Origin of the sequence: Comamonas sp. (genome assembly GCF_009360615.1) — a bacterium.
Lineage (GTDB): Bacteria > Pseudomonadota > Gammaproteobacteria > Burkholderiales > Burkholderiaceae_C > Comamonas.
In genome coordinates, this window is record NZ_SPEY01000020.1 from 100,183 (window position 1) to 121,211 (window position 21,029).

Below are 21,029 nucleotides of genomic sequence, written 5' to 3' on the forward strand. Positions count from 1 at the left end.
CACGTTGTGCCGAGGACGGCCCGAACCAAGGCATAATAACGACCGGTCATATCAAACGAGAAATGACCGATGCGGAGCGCTCCGCAAATCTAGGTTCCGGTGAAGTAGAAAAGCCTAGTGAAATCAATCATCTGCCCGTAGCTCAGTTGGATAGAGCAACAGCCTTCTAAGCTGTGGGTCACAGGTTCGATCCCTGTCGGGCAGGCCATATGAAAAATCCATTCATGCCGCGGCATGAGTGGATTTTTTTTTTTTTTTCGACGTGTCGGCGGCCTGCTGCGGAGGGTATTGAAAGCTTCGCAGATCTGTCTCTACTCCTTCATTCCATCTCTTCTTCAAACACGACCGACGGTGCGGCAACGACGCGTGCAATGTCCGTGGGGGCTGTAATCAGGCTCTTGCTCACATAGCTGAACGGGGTGTCAGGCTCCAGGGCTGCCACCGCCAGATGGGCTTTTGCCTGGTTGAGGGTGATGTAGTAGCTGCCCATGGGCGCTTCAATGGCGCCACGTGTCAGCACGGGGGCGTTGCTGCCAGAGCGGGACGGAGTGTAGTTTTCGGCAAGCATCTGGCCAGATTCCGCAATCTGCATGACTTGCACTCCTTGCAGGCGCAAGCGATCGACGGCTCGCCCGGAGTCCGCCGACAGCCAGTAACCACATGGGCGAGGGCGGCTTTGTTCGGCCTTGATGCTCAGCGATGAATTCCAGTCCACGCGGGCCTCAACTTCCTGGCCGGATTCGGCCTGGAGCATGCTGATGGTGCGCTGCTCGGGCGTTTGCCTGGCCTGAATGGTCAGGGTGTTGCGGCAAGCCAGGGCGGAAATATCGCGTGAGACGAAGGACTCGACCTGCTTCAGATTTCTCGATTTGTCGGCCGTTGCGCGCAATGCAGCCGTTGCTGCGGTGACCAGACTGTGCACGCGACGCTGAATGTGCAGGCGCCCCAGGTCGGAGCCGCGGCTGGCGATCAGCAGGGCCACAGAGTTTTTGAGGCCGCTGGTGTTGGCGAGGGTGTCGGCGTTCAAGCCGGCCATGGAAAGCGACTTGTCCTCGGGCTGAGCACTGGGCTGAAAAAACCATTCGTTGCTCAGCTCTGCCTGCTTGAGAGCGGCGCGTACGGGGAGGCTGAACCACTCACGTGCAGCCTTGTTGACAAATTCGTGGACGTTGGCCGTGGCAGCGGGCTGCAGCAGCACGTCGTAGCGCTGCACGGCCTGAAATTTCTGCAGCAGGGCACCCGCAGCGGCAAATTCACGCAAATCAATCACTGCAGCAGGGCGGTAATTGCGGCTCAGGCGCGCGAGCGCCTGTGCTTCCGGAGTGCTCAGCAATAGATGGTCGTGAATCAGGTCTGTGCCGTCCGCCGTGACGTGGCTGGCCGTGGCTGCCGCATCAGGGTTGGCACGTGGCAGGATGATGATATTGATCTGCTGCAGCAAGGGTGCCAGCAGGCCACCCTGGCCCAGCTCGCGGGCGACGACCAGCAGGGCCTCGGTGCTGGCGGGCTCGTCGCCGCGCTGGCCTCCGACCAGCAGCACCGTGGGTTTGCCACTGTTGTTGATGGCCGTTGCCTGTGTGCTGGGAGCCAGGGTCGCGATCAGTGCCTGAATCGGCAGTCCTCTTTGCGACGTGCCGATGGTGACGGCGGACAGTTGGGTGCCGCTGCCGGCTTTGCTGCTCAGTGACTGCAGCCACGCAGAAATTTCTGTCTGTGTACTGAACTGTTGTCTTCCGTTGCCCAGACCGGGCGTGTCATAGACCGTGGCGGGGTCGGTGAACCGAGATTCGATGGTCGGGTTGTAGGGCAGGGTGGTCAGCGGCGGCGCGGGGGCAGCAGTCGCATTGGGGGCAGCAGGAGAACTTGCTGCCGGGGGCACCGTGGCCGGTGCCGGGCCTGACATGCCAGTCCAGGGCGGCAGTTGCACATTGGCACAGGCCGTCAACAGCACTGCCGAGCCCACCGTCGTCAGCTTGAGCATGCTTTGAGTCCAGATGGACTGAGAATGCTTGGCATGAGAGGAAACAGGCTTGGTGAGAAATGTCATAAGTTCAACGCAGATAGAAAGAACATGCCAAGAGCGAGAGCCCAAGCTTCGCACATCTGGAACCCATATTAGGCCGGCTGGCTTGCGATCCGCTGTCAGCGGGCAGCGATGTTGCCGCTGAAAAACAGAAGGGCTGCAATATTGGAGATTGCAGCCCTTCGAAGCCTGGATTGAAGGCGATTTCACACCTTCAGCCATGGGAGTGGTGACTTAACGGCTGTAGCCGCCGCCAAAGCCTCCGCGATTGCCACCGCGATTGCCTCCACCGAAACCACCGCGTCCGCCGCCAAAGCCGCCGCGCCGACCACGGTCGGCCATGCTGTCCACGCTGGTGCGCATGGGATCGGGCTGGCCACCGGCATTGCTGCCGCGCGCGCCGTTGTGGCGTGCATGGCCTTGCTGCGTACCCAGGTGTGCATCGGCGCGCGGTGGCTGGTCGTCGTAGCGGTTGCCGCGCTCGCGATCCCCGAACTGGCGGGCACCACCGCGCTTGGGAGCGCGCTGTGGATCGCTGTTGCCCTGAGGGCGTGGAGCACGGTCGCCTTGACCGAAGGAGCCGCTGCGCTCAGCACCGCGGTCCGGGATGCGTTCGCTGCGTTCCGCGGTTTGCGGACCCTGGCCGCGCTGGTTGTTGACGCGGTTGCTGCCACGGGGCTTGTGCTGGCGTGCGGGGCGTTGTTGTGCTTCGCCTTCCGCTTCGCCTGGCTGGGCATCTGCGGCAGGACGACGGCCGCCGCGGCCGCCATTGGGGGCCTTGTTGGAACGGATGCGCTCCATCATTTCCTGTCGGGCCGCTTTCGCAGCTGCCTGCATCACATCGCGGCTGGGGGGCTTGCCAGCGCCACCCCACAGGGTTTGGCGGCCCATGGCGATAGGCTCTGCAACCTCACCTTCCTCTGGGCCAAAGCCGTCGATGGGCTGCACCGGAATCTCCTGCTTGGTGAAGCGTTCGATATCCATCATGAAGCCTTCCTCGTCCATGCAGACCAGGCTGACGGCATTGCCTTCGCGGCCGGCGCGGCCTGTGCGGCCGATACGGTGCACATAGTCCTCCGAGATATTGGGGATCTCGTAGTTGACCACGTTGGGCAGTTCGTCGATGTCGATGCCGCGTGCTGCAATATCTGTCGCGACCAGCGCTCGCAGTTCACCCGTTTTGAACCCTTCCAAGGCCTGTGTACGGGCACTCTGGCTCTTGTTGCCGTGCAAGGCCATGGCGGAGACGCCATTCTTGGTCAGGTACTCTGCGACATTGTTCGCGCCAAACTTCGTGCGGGTGAAGACCAGCACCTGGCTCCAGTTGTTTTCCTGAATGATGTGCAGCAGCACTTGCTTCTTCTTGCTGCGACCTACGGGGTGGATCACCTGCTTGATGCGCTGCACGGTGGTGTTGCGTGGAGTGACCTGAATCGACTGGGGGTTGCGCAGCAAGCCATTGGCCAGCTCACGGATTTCGTCGCTGAAGGTGGCCGAGAACAGCAGGCTTTGCTTGTCCTTGGGCACCAGTGCCAGCACTTTCTTGACGTCATGGATGAAGCCCATGTCCAGCATACGGTCGGCTTCGTCCAGGATCAGCATTTCGACCGTGGACAGATCCATGTAGCCCTGACCGGCCAGATCCAGCAGACGGCCGGGAGTCGCGACCAGAACGTCCACCCCTTTTTCGATGCGGGCGATCTGCGGTTTCATGCCCACACCGCCAAAAATCACGGTGGAGGTGATGTCCAGATACTTGGCGTAGCTGCGCAGATTTTCCTCCACCTGGGCCGCCAGCTCGCGAGTAGGGGTCAGAACCAGCGTGCGAATGCCCTTGCCGCCGAACTTGTTCTTGGGCGCAGTGCCGTTTGCCAGGCGCTGCAACATGGGCAGCGTGAAGGCGGCCGTCTTGCCGGTGCCGGTCTGGGCACCCGCCAGCAGGTCGTGACCGGCTAGAACGAGAGGGATGGCCTGTGCCTGAATGGGGGTCGGGTTTTCATAGCCCTGTTCTTGTACGGCCTTCAGAATGGCTGGGGCCAGATTCAGTTCTTCAAATGTCATTGTGATCAATTGCGCCAATCCTGGGCGCGGGGTATCAGCCTGTCATGGCGCCCGTGGGGCACCTGGCCAGTTGTAGGCAGATAAGTTTGCGTGTCGGGAGCTTGGAAACGCTTCCTTTGTCCCCAGCTGAAGTGCTGCTGCAGCAGGCAACTGGACGCCTGTTGCGAGGGGTATTGTCGCATGCACCGATAATCATGGTTTGATTGCCGTGTAAAGCGGCACACTTTTTTGCATAAATTCAAGTAACTCAAAGCATTTCGGACATGGCTCAATACGTTTTTTCGATGAATCACCTGACTAAGACTGTGCCGCCCAAGCGCCAGATCTTGAAGGATATTTCACTGAGTTTCTTCCCGGGCGCGAAGATCGGCGTGCTGGGCTTGAACGGCTCGGGCAAATCGTCGCTACTGAAGATCATGGCTGGCGTGGACAAGGAGTATGAAGGCGAAGCCATCCCCATGGCAGGCCTGTCCATCGGTTACCTGCCTCAGGAACCCCAGCTGAACCCCGAGCACACCGTGCGCCAGGCGGTGGAGGAAGCCATGGCGGAAGTGAACAACGCCAAGGCACGCCTGGAAGAGGTTTATGCCGCTTACGCGGAAGAAGATGCGGACTTTGACGCCCTGGCCGCCGAGCAGGGCGAACTGGAAGCGATCATCGCTGCTGCGGGAACGGACTCCGAGCACCAGCTGGAAATCGCTGCCGACGCGCTGCGTCTGCCTGCCTGGGATGCCATCGTCGGCCAGCTTTCCGGTGGTGAAAAGCGCCGCGTGGCGCTGTGCAAGCTCTTGCTGTCCAAGCCCGACATGCTGCTGCTGGACGAGCCGACCAACCACTTGGACGCCGAGTCCGTGGACTGGCTGGAGCAGTTCCTGCATCGCTTCTCCGGCACCGTGGTGGCCATTACCCACGACCGCTACTTCCTCGATAACGCCGCCGAGTGGATTCTGGAACTGGACCGTGGACATGGCATTCCCTACAAGGGCAACTATTCGGACTGGCTGATCCAGAAGGGCAACCGCCTGGAAGCCGAGCAAAAGGGCGAGGAAGCCCGCGCCAAGGCCCTGAAGAAGGAGCTGGAGTGGGTGCGCCAGAACGCCAAGGGACGTCAGGCCAAGTCCAAGGCCCGTATTGCACGCTTCGAGGAATTGAGCGATTACGAATACCAGCAGCGCAACGAAACACAGGAAATCTTCATTCCTGTGGCCGAGCGCCTGGGCTCCAAGGTCATCGAGTTCACCAATGTCTCCAAGTCCTTTGGTGACCGCATGCTGATCGACAACCTGTCGATGAATGTTCCGGCTGGTGCCATCGTCGGCATCATCGGCCCCAACGGCGCGGGCAAGTCGACGCTGTTCAAGCTGATCGCGGGCAAGGAGCAGCCCGATTCCGGCACGGTGGACATCGGCCAGACCGTGAAGATGGCCTTTGTCGACCAGCATCGCGATGAACTCTCCAATGAAAAGACCGTCTGGGAAGACATCTCCGGTGGTCTGGACATGATCAACGTGGGCAAGTTCACCATGGCCTCCCGAGCGTACGCGGGGCGCTTCAACTTCAACGGCCAGGACCAGCAGAAAAAGGTCGGCAACCTCTCCGGGGGCGAGCGCGGCCGCCTGCACCTGGCCAAGACCCTGATCCAGGGCGGCAACGTGCTGCTGCTGGACGAGCCCTCCAACGATCTGGACGTGGAAACCCTGCGTGCGCTGGAAGACGCACTGCTCGAATACGCTGGCACCGTGATGGTGATCTCGCATGACCGCTGGTTCCTGGACCGGATTGCCACGCATATCCTGGCCGCAGAAGGTGACTCGCAATGGGTTTTCTTTGATGGAAACTATCAAGAATACGAGGCTGATAAGAAGAAGCGACTGGGTGAGGAAGGTGCTGCACCCAAGCGTGTTCGTTACAAGGCGTTGAAGTAAGCGACAAAATGATTCCAGCCTCGGCTGGAACGGGTATTCTTAGGGGCTATGAGCCTCGCACATGCATCCGTTTCCGTGCTGCGCACCTGCCTTGTCCAGGCAGTGCGTGGCGCTGATGCATTCGCGCTGCGATTGCTGCAGCGCACCGAATATGCGTTGGAGCAGTCGCTTTCAACAGGTTTCCACTCCGCAAGGCGCGATGTGCTTGGTGCCGCACTGCATAACCTGCAGCAGCACCGGGCCTCGGTGATCAGCAGCTTTGCGCAGAATTTGCTCGAAGCGCTGGTACTGTCGGCGCGCCAGCCTTTTTCCTTTTCGGCACAGACACTGGATACCGTCAATGGTCCGCTTTTGCCGCTGGCGGCCGTGGCCGAGTCAGCCAGTCGGCAGCTGAAGGCCGAGCACAAGATGGCGCAGATGGTCGAGCCCCAGGTCGAGCTGGTGCTGGCTGACCTGGATGCCTTGATGAGCGGGGCGCAGGGACTGGAGTCTGCCCGACCCGAATGCAACCCGTTGCGACTGCAGAACTATGTACGGGCTTTGAGCCAGTCGCTGACGGCCGTGCAGCCCGCCACCGAAGTGGCCGATTGCTGGCACGAGTTCATGTCGCAGCAGCTGGGGCCCATTCTGGCTTCGGAATATTCCCGCGCAGCCCATGTGCTGCGCCAGCATGGTGTGCAGCCTGCCCGCTATGGCGCGGAGGGGGATACCCGGCATCCATGTCTGCTGACCCTTCGGCTGCTGCAGGAGCTGGCCTCGGATCTGCGCTGGATCGATGACTCGCGCTGCACCGTGCCCCAGTCGCTGACGGATTCCATGCTGGCGAGCTGGCCTGAGACCGAGCCTGCTGCCGTTGCCATGTCTTCCGTGCAGGATCCAGGTCTGGAGCCTGGCTGGACTTCCTACTCGGCGAATGCCTTGCAGACCTCTCGGCAGCCCTGGGTGCCCAGTGTGCTGGGGGGGCAGCGCTCCGCGCAGCCCAGTCAGGCGCCCAGCGCTCTGATTCAGATACGCACGCTGCATCGCATGATGAGCCATATGACCAGTGACGGTCGACTGTTGCCGCCCGTGCAGCGGATCCTGCTGAGAATCGAGCCCGTGTTGAGCCAGCTGGTGGCACATGACGCGTCGTTCTTCGAGGATCGTTGGCATCCTGCGCGGCAACTGCTGGATGAGCTGACGGCTCGAAGTCTCTGGTTTGCCAGTGAATCTGCTCTGGGATTCGCGCATTTCATCGCGGTTGCCGAGGCTGCGGCGAACCAGCTGGCCGGCTCCGGCGGCGCGAATGCCCATGTGTTTGCGCAGGTCCTGCAGTTCGTGCGCGAGCAGTGGCCGCCGGAAGGTCGCATGAGCCGCACCACGGCGATACGCCAGCAGACCGAAGCCGAGCCATCCACCCGGTCGGGGCTGATGGGCTTGGCGCTGGCGTCGCTGGAGGGGCCGATCGCGGGTTCCGTCGGACGGATCAAGCCGGATGCCCGGCAGGTCGCCCAGATGATTCGCGGCTTGCCCAGTGCCAAGGGCGTGCCCGAGGATATTCTGGATTTCGTGACCGGCCCCTGGGCCGGCGTGATTGCCCAGGCACATCAGCAGGCCGAGCCAGGACAGGAGCGCGACCCTGGCGGCTATCTGGCATTGGTTCCCAGCTTGCTGTGGAGTGTGTCCCCGCAGGCAGCTCAGGATGCGGCGCGACTGGTGGAACTTGCGCCCAGACTGCAACGTCGTCTGGCCCGTGGCTTGCGCAGCGTCGGCCGTACCGACGCCGAGATCGCCGCGCTTGCAGCGCGTCTGGGCAGTCTGCACCAGCGGGCGCTCGATGCGGCCGAGGCCGCGAATCGGATCGGCTCGGACGATTTGGCCCGAGGGGGTGTGCTGGGGGAACTGCCCAGCCTGCTGTCGAGCCTGGAAGGAGGCGCGGAAACCGTGGGTGCAGGGCTGGAGATCACCTTGCCCGTACTGACCGACAGCATCCAGGACATGCCGTTGGAGACGGATGCGCGAGAAATGCACACCCGGGCGGCACAGTATTCTTCCCGGCCTGTTTTCAAGACGCTGCCGCAGAAGATGGTCGCAGACGCCGAGCTTGGCCCGGGAGCCATTGCCTGCCCTGCGTCGCCGCTGCAGGCTTCCCCGATCCAGAGCAGACCCGTGGAGGCTGCAGAGTGGCCACTGGGCACGTGGGTGGAACTGTGCAACGAGCGCCAGCAACTGCGAACCAAGCTGACCTGGGTCAGCCCGCAGCAGAGCCTTTTTCTGTTCACTGCCGAGGATGGGAGCACGCAGTCGATGACGCGTCGGATGCGCGACAAGCTGCTGGCTCAGGGACAGCTGCGGCGGCTTGAGGCGATGGCTTAGCTGCCTGTGCGCAAATCCTGATGGCTGGGCAGTGTTGTCTGGCCTTCGATCCGCACCGATTGGGCGAGCAATACAGCGCGGGCGGTGGCAACGGCCACGGCTTCGGCTGCCAAGGTGCTCAGCGTCATCATTCCAGGCGACTTGCCACTGCGCCCCGTGCCCAGGGCAAACAGGCTGTCGCCATCGCTCATGGTATGCACGGGATTGATGGCACGTGCCAGGCCATCGTGGGCGACCACGGCCAGGCGGTGGGCCTGGGCCTTGGTGAGGACGGCGTCGGTCGCCACGACACCGACCGTGGTGTTGCTGCCGGCCAGCACCGGCCTGGGCTCTTCGCCCGCCAGAAGGGCATCGCGGGTGCCACGCAATTGCAGGCCGTCTGCCGTGCGTGCCCCGGCCAGCAACTCGCCGGTAAAGGGATTGAACACATCGCCCAGGGCATTGCAGGCAATGATGGCTCCCACGGTGACGCCATCGACGCTGAAGCTGGCCGTGCCTATACCGCCCTTCATGGCGCGCTCATGTCCGAAGACCTTGCCCACCACGGCACCGGTGCCGGCACCCACGCTGCCCTCTGCGGGTCGCCCCGTGACGGAGTGCGCCCCCGCATTCCTGCAGGCGGCATAGCCGGAGGCGGCATCGGGGCGGATGCGCCAGTCGCCCATCATCACGTCGAAGAGCACTGCTGCGGGCACCAGCGGAATCCGGCCCACGCCGATATTCAGGCCCGCGCCTTGTTCTTCCAGCCAGCGCACCACCCCTGTGGCTGCGTCCAGCCCCCAGGCGCTGCCGCCCGCCAGGAGGATGCCGTGGACCTCCTGAACCAGGTTGCTGGGGTGCAGCAAATCGGTCTCGCGCGTACCAGGGGCTGCGCCGCGGACATCCGCCCCGCCCACGGCACCCAGGGGACAAAGCACGGCGGTGCAGCCCGTGGGGCGGCGCGAGTCGCTGAAATGCCCGACGGAAATGCCCTGCACAAGGCCGATATGGCCCTCATGTGCGAGCAGGTCCTGAATGGTTGAAATAGCGCTCATGACTGTGCTCCTTGAATTCTTTATGTGACTATTTGCATAAATGAATGGTTTTTTATTCTTTAGGGTTTGCCCGTGCAAGCTTCATACTTACTACATTGTTGCAGCGCGGTAAACAAATGAGAGCCGTGCTGCCCACGCGCACCACATTCAAGGAGTGATCCATGCCCGCCCATTTTTCCTTTGCTGCCAGTCGCCGGGCCGTTCTCGCCACTGCTGCAGTCGCATTGCTGGCGACCGCCGGCGTGCCCGCTCTGGCGCAGGACCCGGTCAAGAAGAACCTGCTGATTGGCGCCACCGCCGGCTCCAATTACGACCTGCTGCAAAAAGGCATCGTGCCCCAGCTGCAGAAAAAGGGCTACCAGATCAAGCTGATCGAGTTCAACGACTATGTGCAGCCCAATCTGGCGCTGTCGGACGGATCGCTGGATGCCAACTTCTTCCAGCATCGCGCCTATTTCGAGCAGTTCACCACTGACCGCAAGCTGGCGCTGAGCGCGATTGCGCAAGGCCCGGTGGCACCCATGGGCGTCTACAGCAAGAAGCACAAATCCTTGGTCGATATCAAGAGTGGTGCCAAGGTGGCTCTGCCCAACGATCCCAGCAATCTGGCCCGTGCATTGCTGGTGCTGCAGCAGGCCGGTTTGGTCAAGGTCAAGGATGGCGTGAACCCGGCTCGCATCTCGGAGCTGGATCTGGCCGCAAACCCCCACAAGCTCAAGTTCGTGGCGCTGGAGGCCGCCCAGCTGCCGCGCGTGCTGGAGGATGCCGACTATGTGGTGGTCAACGGCAATTTTGCCGTTTCCTCGGGCCTGAAGCTGAGCGAGGCCGTGGTGCTGGAAAAGACTCCCGATCTTTACCTGAACGTCGTGGCCGTGAAGACCGGCAACGAAAACAGCCAGTGGGCCAAGGATCTGGCCGCCGCCTACCGCTCGCCTGAGTTCAAGGCCGTTGTGGACAGCCAGTTTCCCGGCTACTCCAAGCCTGCCTTCCTGAAGTGATCGGGCTGGACTGAAGACGCCAAGGGCCGCAATGCGGCCCTTTTTTCATACCCGTGGATTGGCTGGTTTTAGATGAAAAGCAAATAAGAGCATGGGTTTTTATTAGTTGGAATTTGCCTCCGCGGTCTGGATACTGCAAAGGCCTCTGCATGCTGCAGAGCCAAACCTTTCGCATCAAAACTCAGTACATCGACGAGGAGCAAGCATGACCCACCTTTTTTCCGTGGCACCGCGCCGCCGCAGTTTTCTGACCACCACTCTGCTGGCAGGCGCTGCACTGGTCATGGGCGCCCTGCCGGCGGCGGCGCAGGACGCCGGCAAAAAGCAATTGGTCATCGGCGGCACGGCCGGCTCCAACATCGATCAGCTGCAATATGGCATCGTGCCCATCCTGCAGAAGAAGGGCTACAAGGTGCGCCTGGTGGAGTTCAACGACTATGTGCAGCCCAATCTGGCCCTGGCCGACGGTTCGCTGGACGCCAACTTCTTCCAGCACGAGGTGTATTTCAACCAGTTCAAGGGGGATCGCAAGCTGGATCTGACTGCCCTGGTGCAGGGGCCGATTGCGCCGATGGGCGTCTACAGTAAGCAGCGCAAGAGCCTGGCCGAACTGAAGGAGGGAGATCGTATCGCCTTGCCCAACGACGCCAGCAACCTGGCGCGGGGCATCCTGCTGCTGCAGCAGGCGGGGCTGGTCAAGCTCAAGGAAGGCGTGAACCCGCTGCGGGTGTCCGAGCTGGATCTGGCCTCCAATCCCAAGAAGATCAAGCTCGTGCCTCTGGATGCGGCCCATCTGCCGCGTGCGCTTGACGATGCGCAGTACGCCATCATCAACGGAAACTTTGCGATTTCCTCGGGCCTGAAGCTTTCAGACTCGGTGCTGCTGGAAAAGACCCCCGAGCACTATCTGAACATCGTGGCCGTCAAGACCAGGGACAAGGATGCGCAGTGGGCCAAGGATCTGGCTGCAGCCTACAAGTCCGCCGAGTTCAAGGGCGTGGTGGACAGCAGGTTTGCGGGCTATGCCAAGCCTGCCTTTCTGCAATAGGCCTCAGCCGACCAGGGCCTGAACCTCATGCTCCAGATGGCGCAGCGCACGCAGCTCGATCTGCTGCAGCTGCGCTTTCTGCGCTTCGGGCAGACCCTGCAAAAGCGCGGCGGCGCCAAAGTCGCCGAGCACTGCCTGCCCGGTCTGCAGATTGCACAGGACATTGTGCGCATACAGATCGCCATGCAGCAGACCTCGGCCGTGCAGGTGGGCGATGCCAGAGCGTATGCCTTGCAGCAGCTGACGCGCCAAGCCCGCCTGAAGACGCAGTTCGGGGTCATAGACATCCCGTGTGCAACTGTCGAAGCTGGGCGGACCGGCCAGCGGCTGCATGGCGGAATCCAGCAAAGGCAGGGCCGTGGCCATTTTCCCGCCGGGCGCACCCATGACCTGCGCCAGTGGCGTCAGCAGATGAGGGTGCTGCCCTGCCGCAATGCCGGCTGCCAGTTCGGACTGCGGTGTGCCGTCGCTGGTCCGGGCGGCCTTGAAAACCTTGAGCGCCAGATCCTGTCCGTTGAGGCTGGCGCGGTAGAGATGGCCGCTGGCACCTTCGCCCAGCTTGCCGGCGATTTGCAGATTTTGATAAAAAATGGGCTCAATCCCATGCCCTGAAATCGTATCCAGCTCCTGTTTTTGAGTCATTGGATTGCCTGCCAGCGCCAGCCATGCCAGATGTGACAGCCGGAAGATGACTTCGGGCGCATCTTCGAAGCGGTTGCTTGCAATGCGCAGCAGCTCCAGTGCCTGGCAATGCTCCAGGCTCCGGGGGAGCTGGCCCAGCTGGTTGCACGACAGCATGAGCTTTTGCAGGCGCGTGCATTGACCAATGGACTCTGGCAGCTGTTGCACGTGGTTGTCCGTGAGAATCAGCCAGCGCAGGCGCGCCGGCAGGCTGTCCTCTGGCACATGCCTGATGCGGCACGCCTTGAAGCCCACCACTTCGAGTTGCGGCATGCGGCCCAGCACGTGGGGCAGTTCACCGAACGGATTGTTCGAGGCAAACAGAATGCGCAGCCGCGTAAAACGCGTCAGATCATCGGGCAGGGTGCTGAGCTGGTTGCCCGAAAGATCGAGGATCTCCAGCGTCTCGGTCAGCTGATAAAGCGCGGCTGGGAACTCGCTCAGGCCATCGCTGAGCCTGATATGGTGGGCGCCGGCCAGTGAACCATTGGCCAGCCCGGAGTGAAACTGTTCTAGCGTCAACATAGGACGCGCAGTCTAAGCTCCACGCACGATGGAGGTACGGAGATGAGCCTGAAACTGCTCAAGGCTGCTGAAAAAGGGGAGATCTCGGCACTGGCGCTGCGCCTGAAGGACGGTGACGATATTGCCTATGTGCAAAAGAGCACAGGCCTCAATGCGCTGATCACGGCCCTCAATTGCGGCAACGATGCCGCAGCGCAATGGCTGGTGGAGCAAGGCAGCCCGCTGGATCAGGTGAGCCTGGCAACGGGCATGACTGCTACCGCCTGGGCGGCCTTCAACGGGCGCACAGAGATGCTGCAGGTGTTGCGGCAAGCGGGTGCAGATCTCGACAAGACCGGGGATGGCAAAGGCCGCACCCCGTATCTGTTGGCTGTGGAGCATGGCGCCTGGGAGGCTGTGCGCTGGTTCTGGTCGGCCGGGGTCGATCTCCGGCGAAGAGACGCCCAGGGTCGCAATGCCCATGATCTGCTGGTGCACGGCGGTCGTGATGTGCCCGGGGATCTGCTGGAGCGTGTGGCAGGCCATGTGGCCGCCCCGCCCACAGGGCGGTGACGGGATGACGAGATGCCATGGTCGCATGGCGTCGCCATCGGCTCAGCCGCGAGGCAGCATCAGGAAGCTGGCTGAATGCGGGTGATGATCAGCGTGCCGTCCCTGTCCTCCGCACGGAACCGCACCTTGTCACCGGGCTTGAAGGAGGCCGACTGTGCGGAGTCTGACAGCGCAAACACCATGGTCATGGGAGGCATGTCCAGGTTCTTGATCTCTTCATGGCGGATCGTCAGCTTTCCGGTGCGGCCATCCACACGGGTGATTTCACCTGCAGTCAGCACCTCGGTCTGGCCGGTTGGTGCGGCTGCCGCAGCATTGGTCGTCGCAGCGTGACCTGCATGCGCCGAGTGATCCTGTGCGAAGGCGGGAGAAGCCAGTGCAATGCCGAGGCTCAGGGCTGTCCAAGGGGTGTGAAAGAGTTTTTTCATCATGTTCTCCTGAATGGGGGTCAGCCGCGGTGGCTGGTGAAGACGGAAGTGCTGACCTCGCTGTTCATGAGGTTCCTCTTGACCAGCAGCACGTCGTAGGGGTCCTTGCGGCCACCATATTCGGGCCCGTCCATGCCGGGACTGCCAATGGGCATGCCCGGTACGGCGATGCCCAGGGCCTTGGGTTTTTGCCTCAGCAGCTTGTGCACATCGGCGGCTGGCACGTGGCCTTCCACCAGATAGCCGCCCACCAGGGCCGTATGGCAGGAACCCAGTCGGGCCGGCAGGCCCAGCCTGGCGCGCACGGTGGTATTGCCCACGTCGTGCACTTTGACGGAGAAGCCTGCCTGCTCCATGAGTTCAATCCAGTCCTTGCAGCAGCCGCAGTTCGGGTCTTTCCAGACCTCCATGGCGGTCATGGCAGGAGCAGTCGCCATTGCGGGCAGTGCAGCCACGCCGGCGGCAGCGGCCAGCAGATGCAGGGCGTGGCGGCGGTTGGTGCTTGTCATCGGAAATTCCTTTCTTGCGTTATTCGGTGACGGTGAGACGTCCTGTCATGCCGGCCTGGTAGTGGCCGGGGATCAGGCAGGCGAAGTCGAACTCCCCCGTGCGGTTGAAATTCCATACCAGGTCTTCTGCCTTGCCGGGCGCGACATGGGCCATGAAGGGTTCGGCATGCTCCATGCCAGGGTGCCTGAGCATCATCTGCGCGTGCTCGCCCAGAGAAGCCTTGGTGCCCAGCACCATCTCATGCATGAGCTGACCTTGGTTGACCACGCGCAGGCGCAGGGTCTCGCCCTTTTTCACTATGAAATGGCTGGGGCTGAAGCGCATGTCGTCGGTCATCTGGATGGTCAGGCTGCGCTGGACCTCCTGGGCCTCGGCGGCAATGCCCCAGGGTTTTTGTTCCCTGGTCACGGGGCCGTCGGCATGGCTGGCGTTTCCATGCGCAACACTGGCACTGGCGATTGCTGCCAAAGCGCCGGCAGCGATGAATTGAACAGTCCTCATGACAATCTCCTGGTTTCAGTGCGTGTCGTGGCCGCCCATGGCGGAGCCGGTTTCGGGTTTGCGTACGGTGGCGGCACCGGGCGCGGTGCCGGGCGTGCTCTGGCGCGGTGCCTTGGCATCGAAAGGTGCGCCCTGCCATTCATAGGCTTGCGTGCCCTTGGGCTGCGGGTACCAGCCGGGATCGCCGTAGTCGTTGGCGCCCAGGTTCTTGCGCACCTTGAAGATGGTGAACATGCCGCCCATCTCTATGGGGCCGTAGGGGCCTTTGCCGGTCATCATGGGAAAGGTGTTGTCGGGTAGCGGCATGTGCATGCTGCCCATGTCGCCCATGCCGCGTTCTCCCATCACCATGTAGTCGGGCACGATCTTCTGGATCTTGCCCACCAGGCCACGGTGGTCCACGCCGATCATGGTGGGTACTGTGTGACCCATGGCGCCCATGGTGTGGTGGCTCTTGTGGCAATGGAAGGCCCAGTCGCCGGGCTCGTCGGCGATGAATTCCACCTGGCGCATCTGGCCCACGGCCACATCCGTCGTCACCTCGGGCCAGCGGGCGGACTTCGGAACGGGGCCACCGTCGGTTCCCGTGACTTCGAACTCATGGCCGTGGATATGGATGGGGTGGTTGGTCATGGTCAGATTGCCCACGCGTATGCGCACCTTGTCGCCCTGACGCGCCACCAGCGGGCTGATGGCGGGAAACACACGGCTGTTGAAGGTCCAGATATTGAAATCCGTCATCTCGTTGATGCGCGGCGTCATGGTGCCGGGTTCGACCGCATAGGCGCTGAGCAGGAAGGCATAGTCCCGCTGCACCTTGTCGATCAGCGGGTGGGCTGTCCTGGGGTGGGTGATCCACAAGCCCATCATGCCCATGGCCATCTGCACCATCTCATCCGAATGGGGGTGGTACATGAAGGTCCCGGGGCGGCGCGCCTCGAACTCGTAGACAAAGGTCCTGCCCGGCGGGATGTGGGGCTGGTTCAGGCCGCCCACGCCATCCATGCCGTTGGGCAGACGCTGGCCATGCCAGTGGATGGTGGTGCTCTCGGGCAGGCGGTTGGTGACGAAGATGCGCACCTTGTCGCCTTCCACCACCTCGATCGTGGGCCCCGGCGACTGGCCGTTGTAGCCCCACATATTGACGAAAAAACCGGGCGCCACCTCGCGCACCACGGGCTCTGCCACGAGGTGGAACTCCTTGACGCCCGCATTCATGCGCCAGGGCGTGGTCCAGCCGTTGAGCGTGACCACGCCCTGGTAGGGGCGGCCATTGGGTGGCGTCAGAGGCCCTGCCGTGTCGGCGCTGCCCTGCACGACGGGCTCGGGCAGCGCTGCCATGGCCACCCGGCTGACGGCCATTGAAGTTGTGGCGGCTGCCACGGCAGTGGCCGCGCCGGTGAAAAAGGATCGGCGTTGCATCTCAGTGACCTGCTTCGTTGCTCGCAGCGGGTGCTGCGCGGGTGTTGATGGTGGAGGGGGTTCCTGGCGATGTGGCTGTGAGGGCCAGGCGCAGATCGGTCTCGGCCAGCCAGAAGTCGCGCTGGGCCTCGGTGGCGGTCACCACGGCCTGCGCGGTGCTGCGGGCCTGGGCCAGCAATTGCCACACACTCGTGAACATGCCGTTGTAGCGGTAGACGGTTTCTTCCTGCATCAGCTTGGCCAGGGGCAGGACCTCGGCCTGCTGCTGCCGGGCCAGGTCGTAGGCCGTGCGGTAGGCCAGCCAGTGGCTGCGGGCCTCGCTGCGCGCGCGTATGGCGTTGTCGCGCAGCAGCGAGGCACTGCGCAGCACCTGGTGGCGTGCCATGCCGCGTGCGGCAAAGCCCCAGTCGAACAGCGGCAGCGGCACGTCGAACTCCCAGCCCTGGGTCTTGTCGCTGTGGCCCGTGGCTCTGTCCGTGCTGGTGTTGTTGCTGTAGCTGGCGCCGATATCGCCAAAGATGCTGCCAATCGTGGCCCAGCCCTGGCGGCCGGCGGTCACATCCAGGTCGCGTCGCAGCGCTCCCAGATCCAGCCGCTGGCGCAGGGCGGTGGCCTCGGCGTCATCGCCACTACGCAATTCGGCTGCTTTCGGCAGGGCGGGCAGTTGGGCAGGCAGCTGGTAGGCCAGTTGCTGTCCCCACAGACCCATGCGACGGGCCAGCTGCTCTCGTTCCAGCTGGGCGTTCAGACGGGCGCGTGCCAGCTGGGCTGCGGCTTGCTGCTGCTGGACCAGCTCACGCGCCTGGTCCATCTTGCTGAAGTTGCCGACCTGGGCCATGCGGCGTGCCAGCTCGCCTCCCAGGGCCGCAGCCTCGTGCATGCGTTCGTTGGCGACCAGGGCCTGCTCGGCTGCCACGGCGCGCAGCCACGCGCGGCGCGTGTCGGCAGCCAGCAGCAGCACCTGCTGCGCGGCCGTCAGCGTGGCCTGTTCCATCTGCCAGCCCTGCCAGCGGCTGCGCCAGGGCAAGGTGATGAGCTGCACCAGCCCGAAGCTGAGCTGGCGCTCGATCTCCCGCTCGTGGCTGTTGTGAAAACGGCCGAAGGTAAAGCTCGGGTTGGGCAGGGTCAGCACTTGCACGCGCTGTGCGTCGGCAATGCCGAGCTGTGCCAGCTGGGCCTGCAGGCCGGGGTTGTTGAGCAGGGCGATGCGCACGGCGGTGTCGGCATCGACAGGGGCTTTGAGCCATTCGGAAATCCGGGCCTGCGCATCCTGAAGGGCCAGGGCGTCCGGCGACGGCAGTTGCGCGCCTGCGGGTAGCCTGCCTTCGGTAAATCTGGCCACCTCGCCACGCAGTCCGTCGGGCGAGATGCTGGTACAGCCGGCCAGGGCCAGCACGGCAGCCATGGCGCCGACCAGCCGGAGGGAAGCGAAGAGGGAGGGCTTCATGGCCGACCTCCGTGCAACATGTGCCTGTCGTTCGGGCCTTGACCGGCGGGCGCAGGGGGAGATCGGCCGGCTTGGGTCGCTTCCCAGCGCAGGATGTCCGCATGGCCGCGGGGAAACTCTGCCACGGCCGCATTGGCCTGGCGCCAGTCGGCCAGCTCGGTTTCCACCGCGCCACTGGCCGGCAGCGCCACATGGTGCAGCGGCAGGCTGGCTGCGGCCGGATCGACGGCATCGGTCAGTCCCGCGGAGGACGAGGCCGGGGGGGGGCCGCCATCATGGGCCTGGGCCCGGGTCGCGAGGCTGTATGCGGCAAGGGCCGCCAGCCCAAAGGGGATGAGGGGGGCGAGAAAATGCGCACGGCGCATGGTGTTCTCCTGAATGCGAAACGGACAACGCATCCGCGGCCGGAGGCCCGCCATGCCCGCAAGGGGCTGCCCATGGAAGAGGCGGCAGGGATGGCGCGGACGCAGTGAGGGCGTCAGGCTTCAGGAAATGGGGGGCTTGATGGCTTGCAGCGTGACCGCGCTGGCAAAGCGCGCGCTGCCTCGGGGGCGCAGAGCGGCGGCCGGCGCTGGGCCGTCCGAATCGATCTGGCCAGGAGTGAACAGGGCCGAATGGCAGATGCCGCACAGGGTGCAACTGGGCCCGTGTTCATGTTCCCCGCAGCCGCCGCCCGAAGGGCTGCCGGCCTGGGAGACGCAGCCTCCAGGGTGCTCGGCGTGTGAGGTGTGATCTGCGGCGTGCGCCGCATGATGATGCGCGGAGCGGTCCGGCGAATGCGCGATTTCCGGCGCGTGATGGTGGAGTGCCGACACCGAAGACCGCGCAGGAGCAGATGCGGCAGCCGACGCCAGGGGCGACATGACCGGTGCAGTCCCCATGGCCATGGCGTTGCCCAGCAGGCCACGAAGGACCAGCAGCAAGACCAGGACAATGGACAAGGGGCGGCGCATAGGTTTGAATGATACCTGACCGAGGCGCGAAGTTCCTCAGACACGTGGCCTTTGCCGCGGGGCGTGGAGCGTGGCGCGCAGGGCCTCGGCAATCAGGACCGATACGGCCGGCGGCATGTCCATGGGCAGGGTGGCCGGCACCGTGGCGCGGCCCGTGTTGCCGCGTGGCAGCCGGTCCAGCAGGTGGCCTGCGGGCAGCAGGGCAAGGCGCAGCAACTGGCCGGCCACCTCCCTGGCATCGCGCAGTTGCAGCGCATGGCGCAGCATCCAGCAGTGGGATCGCCAGTGCAGACCCAGCAGCTGCTGGCCCAGTACATGGCTTGCCTCCAGCAGCAGCCAGCGCTGTGCGGGCTCCAGGTCCTGGCTCGAATGGAAGCGGTGCAGCAGGTGAGCGAAGGCGGCGCGGCGCTGGGCGTCGGTCATGCCGCCTCCCTGTCGCTGCCCCAGCGGCGCAGCCGCAGTCCATTGGCGACCACCAGCAGGCTCACGCCCATATCGGCCAGCACGGCGAGCCACATGCTGGCATTGCCGCTGACGGCCAGAATGAAGAAGGCCAGCTTGATGCCCAGGGCCAGGCTGATGTTCTGCCACAGCACCCCGTGCGCGCGCCGGGAGAGATCGACCACCTCGGGGATGCGGCGCAGGTCGTCGTTCATGAGCACCACATCCGCAGTCTCCATGGCCATGTCGGTGGCATGCATGCCGCCCATGGCAAAGCCAATGTCGGCCTGGGCCAGGGCCGGCGCGTCATTGATGCCGTCACCTGTCATGGCCGTGGGGCCGATGGCGTGCTGGAGCTCGCTCAGGGTCTTGAGCTTGTCCTCGGGCAGCATATTGCCGCGTGCATCGCTGATGCCCGCTTCCGCAGCCACCGTGCGCACGGTGGCGCTGTTGTCGCCGCTGAGCACCACAGGCTTGACGCCCAGCGCCTGCAGCTGTGCCACGGCGGCCTTGGCCTGGGGGCGCAGCGGGTCGGCCACGGCAAACAGCGCCTGCACGCCCTGCTCATTGGCCAGCAGGGTGACGGTACGGCCTTGCTGCTCCTGCTGCATCAGCGCAGCCCGGAGTTCGGCACTGTCCCAGCCTTGCTCGGCCACCCAGCGCAGATTGGCGAGCGTCCAGCGTTCACCGCCGATCTGGGCCTGCACGCCGCGGCCGGGCAGGGCCTGCAGTTGCTGGGCTTCTGCAAAGTCCTTGTCGATCTGCGTCTGCAGCCCCTGGGCAATCGCACGCGAGACGGGGTGGTCGGAGCGCGATGCCAGCGCATAGGCGCGGGCGGCGGCATCATCGCCGTGCGCTGCATTCCAGCTCTGCCAGTCCACCAGCCTGGGGGCGCCCGTGGTCAGTGTGCCGGTCTTGTCAAGTGCAATCGCCTTGAGCTGGCGGGCCGACTCCAGTGCGCTGCCGCCCTTGATGAGAATGCCGCGCTTGGCGGCTGCCGTGAGGGCGCTGACCACGGTGACGGGGGTGGACAGCACCAGGGCGCAGGGGCAGGCAATGACCAGCAGGGCCAAGGCCTGGTAAGCGGCCTGATGCCAGCTCCAGTCCAGCAGCCAGGGCGCGAGCAGGCCCAGGGCCATCGCCAGCACCAGCACGATGGGGGTGTAGATCTCGGCAAAGCGGTCGACAAAGCGCTGGGTGGGGGCCTTGGAGGACTGCGCCCGTTCCACGGCATGGACGATGCGCGCAATCAGGCTGTCGCTGGCCGGCGCGGTCACGCGCAGATGCAGTTCGCCGTCCTGGTTGATGGAGCCGGCATACAGCTCGTCGCCCGGGGCTTTGTGCGCCAGCGCGCTTTCGCCCGTGATGGGAGCCTGGTTGACCGAGCTTTCCCCTTCGGTGACCAGACCGTCCAGCGGCACGCGGGCGCCGGGTGTCACGCGCAGCACGGCGCCCATGGGCACCTCGCGGGCGGCCATGCGCACAGTGCTGCCGTCGGCCTGCAGCACGTCGGCGGTCTCGGGCGCGAGCTGCAGCAGATTGCGGATGGCCAGGCGTGCCTTGTCCATGGCCTGGTCTTCGATGCGCTCGGCCGCCGCATAGAGGGCCATGACCATGGCGGCTTCGGGCCACTGGCCGATGATGAAGGCGCCCGTGACGGCCACGGCCATCAGGGCATGAATGCCGAGCTTGAAGCGCAGCAAATCCTTGATTCCCGCCTTGTAGACGCCCAGGCCCGACAACGCTATGCCCAGTACGGCCAGCGCCATGCCCAGATATTGAAGCGTCGCGTTGGCACCGTCGCCGCCAAACCAGTGGCAGGCCTCGGCGGCCAGAGCTGCGGCCAGAGCGGCATAGATGCGCGGCCAGCCGGGCAGCACGCCATGGTCGTGGGCATGGTCGTGACCGTCATCCTCATCATGAACCTTACTCTTGGCCGGCTCGCTGATGGAAAACGGTGCGCAGCAACCGGTTCCGCAGGCCGATGTGGCTGTGTCGGCAATAGGTTTCGAAGTGGCTGGCACATGTGCATGCGGATGTGCATGATCGTGATCATGTGAATGACCATTGTGGCCGCCGCCATGGGCGTGGGTGGACAGGCTTTCTTGCTTCATGGCAGTATTGA

Annotated in this window: 18 protein-coding genes and 1 tRNA gene; 6 read left to right on the forward strand and 13 right to left on the reverse strand. The window is 63.8% G+C overall.

Features of this window, described 5'->3' with window-relative positions; all coding sequences use genetic code 11:
• The first annotated feature begins 131 nt into the window (after positions 1–131).
• Positions 132–208 (forward strand) — tRNA-Arg (locus E2583_RS05860).
• 111 nt (positions 209–319) lie between these two features.
• On the opposite strand, the gene E2583_RS05865 is transcribed toward E2583_RS05860, so the two are convergent.
• Positions 320–2,047 (reverse strand): M14 family zinc carboxypeptidase, encoded by a 1,728-nt coding sequence (locus tag E2583_RS05865; protein ID WP_291593944.1) that lies wholly within the window; start codon positions 2,045–2,047, stop codon positions 320–322.
• A 210-nt stretch (positions 2,048–2,257) separates the two neighbouring features.
• Positions 2,258–4,084: a DEAD/DEAH box helicase gene (locus tag E2583_RS05870; protein ID WP_291593945.1), complete on the reverse strand. Its 1,827-nt coding sequence runs from the start codon at positions 4,082–4,084 to the stop codon at positions 2,258–2,260.
• Between the two features lie 263 nt (positions 4,085–4,347).
• Here E2583_RS05870 and ettA point away from each other — a divergent pair, with 263 nt between their 5' ends.
• Positions 4,348–6,009, forward strand: a complete 1,662-nt coding sequence (ettA, locus tag E2583_RS05875; RefSeq protein WP_291593947.1) for an energy-dependent translational throttle protein EttA — start codon at positions 4,348–4,350, stop codon at positions 6,007–6,009.
• Between the two features lie 48 nt (positions 6,010–6,057).
• The gene (locus E2583_RS05880; protein WP_291593948.1) at positions 6,058–8,364 is read left to right on the forward strand and encodes a DUF1631 family protein; all 2,307 of its coding nucleotides are present in this window, start codon (positions 6,058–6,060) and stop codon (positions 8,362–8,364) included.
• On the opposite strand, the gene E2583_RS05885 is transcribed toward E2583_RS05880, so the two are convergent.
• Complete coding sequence (locus E2583_RS05885) at positions 8,361–9,398, reverse strand: P1 family peptidase (RefSeq protein WP_291593951.1); 1,038 nt, start codon at positions 9,396–9,398, stop codon at positions 8,361–8,363. The genes E2583_RS05880 and E2583_RS05885 overlap by 4 nt on opposite strands.
• 161 nt (positions 9,399–9,559) lie before the next feature.
• Here E2583_RS05885 and E2583_RS05890 point away from each other — a divergent pair, with 161 nt between their 5' ends.
• Both E2583_RS05890 and E2583_RS05895 read left to right on the forward strand, forming a co-directional pair.
• Positions 9,560–10,396, forward strand: a complete 837-nt coding sequence (locus tag E2583_RS05890) for a MetQ/NlpA family ABC transporter substrate-binding protein (RefSeq protein WP_291593953.1) — start codon at positions 9,560–9,562, stop codon at positions 10,394–10,396.
• 205 nt (positions 10,397–10,601) lie between these two features.
• Positions 10,602–11,444 carry a MetQ/NlpA family ABC transporter substrate-binding protein gene (locus tag E2583_RS05895; protein WP_291593954.1) on the forward strand — a complete coding sequence of 281 codons (843 nt, stop codon included), beginning with the start codon at positions 10,602–10,604 and terminating at the stop codon, positions 11,442–11,444.
• A gap of 3 nt (positions 11,445–11,447) precedes the next feature.
• Here E2583_RS05895 and E2583_RS05900 read toward each other — a convergent pair whose 3' ends face one another.
• Positions 11,448–12,650 (reverse strand): leucine-rich repeat-containing protein kinase family protein, encoded by a 1,203-nt coding sequence (locus E2583_RS05900; RefSeq protein ID WP_291593955.1) that lies wholly within the window; start codon positions 12,648–12,650, stop codon positions 11,448–11,450.
• A 42-nt stretch (positions 12,651–12,692) separates the two neighbouring features.
• Between E2583_RS05900 and E2583_RS05905 the strand changes: the two genes are divergently transcribed.
• Entirely contained in the window at positions 12,693–13,202 is a 510-nt protein-coding gene (locus tag E2583_RS05905) for an ankyrin repeat domain-containing protein (RefSeq protein WP_291593956.1), read from the forward strand.
• A 59-nt stretch (positions 13,203–13,261) separates the two neighbouring features.
• Here E2583_RS05905 and E2583_RS05910 read toward each other — a convergent pair whose 3' ends face one another.
• The 9 genes from E2583_RS05910 to E2583_RS05950 form a co-directional block, all read right to left on the reverse strand.
• On the reverse strand, positions 13,262–13,630 hold the full coding sequence (locus E2583_RS05910; protein ID WP_291593957.1) for a copper-binding protein: 369 nt from the start codon (positions 13,628–13,630) through the stop codon (positions 13,262–13,264).
• Between the two features lie 20 nt (positions 13,631–13,650).
• Entirely contained in the window at positions 13,651–14,139 is a 489-nt protein-coding gene (locus tag E2583_RS05915; protein ID WP_291593958.1) for a DUF411 domain-containing protein, read from the reverse strand.
• A 19-nt stretch (positions 14,140–14,158) separates the two neighbouring features.
• On the reverse strand, positions 14,159–14,641 hold the full coding sequence (locus E2583_RS05920; protein WP_291593959.1) for a cupredoxin family protein: 483 nt from the start codon (positions 14,639–14,641) through the stop codon (positions 14,159–14,161).
• 15 nt (positions 14,642–14,656) lie between these two features.
• Positions 14,657–16,063: a copper oxidase gene (locus E2583_RS05925; protein ID WP_291593961.1), complete on the reverse strand. Its 1,407-nt coding sequence runs from the start codon at positions 16,061–16,063 to the stop codon at positions 14,657–14,659.
• 1 nt (position 16,064) lies between these two features.
• Positions 16,065–17,510, reverse strand: coding sequence for a TolC family protein (locus tag E2583_RS05930; protein WP_291593962.1), 1,446 nt, complete (start codon positions 17,508–17,510; stop codon positions 16,065–16,067).
• Positions 17,507–17,875 carry a hypothetical protein gene (locus E2583_RS05935; RefSeq protein ID WP_291593963.1) on the reverse strand — a complete coding sequence of 123 codons (369 nt, stop codon included), beginning with the start codon at positions 17,873–17,875 and terminating at the stop codon, positions 17,507–17,509. Before E2583_RS05935 ends, E2583_RS05930 begins: the two co-directional genes overlap by 4 nt.
• A gap of 120 nt (positions 17,876–17,995) precedes the next feature.
• On the reverse strand, positions 17,996–18,451 hold the full coding sequence (locus tag E2583_RS05940; RefSeq protein ID WP_291593964.1) for a hypothetical protein: 456 nt from the start codon (positions 18,449–18,451) through the stop codon (positions 17,996–17,998).
• Positions 18,452–18,499: 48 nt separating this feature from the next.
• Positions 18,500–18,886 carry a DUF3703 domain-containing protein gene (locus tag E2583_RS05945; RefSeq protein ID WP_291593966.1) on the reverse strand — a complete coding sequence of 129 codons (387 nt, stop codon included), beginning with the start codon at positions 18,884–18,886 and terminating at the stop codon, positions 18,500–18,502.
• Positions 18,883–21,018 carry a cation-translocating P-type ATPase gene (locus tag E2583_RS05950; protein ID WP_291593967.1) on the reverse strand — a complete coding sequence of 712 codons (2,136 nt, stop codon included), beginning with the start codon at positions 21,016–21,018 and terminating at the stop codon, positions 18,883–18,885. The genes E2583_RS05945 and E2583_RS05950 overlap by 4 nt, the downstream gene beginning before the upstream one ends.
• Positions 21,019–21,029: the final 11 nt, after the last annotated feature.

What these genes read in the sequence shown, in the direction of transcription:
- E2583_RS05865 (WP_291593944.1), bottom strand. Translation starts at nt 2,047, where the DNA reads ATGACATTTCTCACCAAGCCTGTTTCCTCTCATGCCAAGCATTCTCAG.
- E2583_RS05870 (WP_291593945.1), bottom strand. Translation starts at nt 4,084, where the DNA reads ATGACATTTGAAGAACTGAATCTGGCCCCAGCCATTCTGAAGGCCGTA.
- ettA (WP_291593947.1), top strand. Translation starts at nt 4,348, where the DNA reads ATGGCTCAATACGTTTTTTCGATGAATCACCTGACTAAGACTGTGCCG.
- E2583_RS05880 (WP_291593948.1), top strand. Translation starts at nt 6,058, where the DNA reads ATGAGCCTCGCACATGCATCCGTTTCCGTGCTGCGCACCTGCCTTGTC.
- E2583_RS05885 (WP_291593951.1), bottom strand. Translation starts at nt 9,398, where the DNA reads ATGAGCGCTATTTCAACCATTCAGGACCTGCTCGCACATGAGGGCCAT.
- E2583_RS05890 (WP_291593953.1), top strand. Translation starts at nt 9,560, where the DNA reads ATGCCCGCCCATTTTTCCTTTGCTGCCAGTCGCCGGGCCGTTCTCGCC.
- E2583_RS05895 (WP_291593954.1), top strand. Translation starts at nt 10,602, where the DNA reads ATGACCCACCTTTTTTCCGTGGCACCGCGCCGCCGCAGTTTTCTGACC.
- E2583_RS05900 (WP_291593955.1), bottom strand. Translation starts at nt 12,650, where the DNA reads ATGTTGACGCTAGAACAGTTTCACTCCGGGCTGGCCAATGGTTCACTG.
- E2583_RS05905 (WP_291593956.1), top strand. Translation starts at nt 12,693, where the DNA reads ATGAGCCTGAAACTGCTCAAGGCTGCTGAAAAAGGGGAGATCTCGGCA.
- E2583_RS05910 (WP_291593957.1), bottom strand. Translation starts at nt 13,630, where the DNA reads ATGAAAAAACTCTTTCACACCCCTTGGACAGCCCTGAGCCTCGGCATT.
- E2583_RS05915 (WP_291593958.1), bottom strand. Translation starts at nt 14,139, where the DNA reads ATGACAAGCACCAACCGCCGCCACGCCCTGCATCTGCTGGCCGCTGCC.
- E2583_RS05920 (WP_291593959.1), bottom strand. Translation starts at nt 14,641, where the DNA reads ATGAGGACTGTTCAATTCATCGCTGCCGGCGCTTTGGCAGCAATCGCC.
- E2583_RS05925 (WP_291593961.1), bottom strand. Translation starts at nt 16,063, where the DNA reads ATGCAACGCCGATCCTTTTTCACCGGCGCGGCCACTGCCGTGGCAGCC.
- E2583_RS05930 (WP_291593962.1), bottom strand. Translation starts at nt 17,510, where the DNA reads ATGAAGCCCTCCCTCTTCGCTTCCCTCCGGCTGGTCGGCGCCATGGCT.
- E2583_RS05935 (WP_291593963.1), bottom strand. Translation starts at nt 17,875, where the DNA reads ATGCGCCGTGCGCATTTTCTCGCCCCCCTCATCCCCTTTGGGCTGGCG.
- E2583_RS05945 (WP_291593966.1), bottom strand. Translation starts at nt 18,886, where the DNA reads ATGACCGACGCCCAGCGCCGCGCCGCCTTCGCTCACCTGCTGCACCGC.
- E2583_RS05950 (WP_291593967.1), bottom strand. Translation starts at nt 21,018, where the DNA reads ATGAAGCAAGAAAGCCTGTCCACCCACGCCCATGGCGGCGGCCACAAT.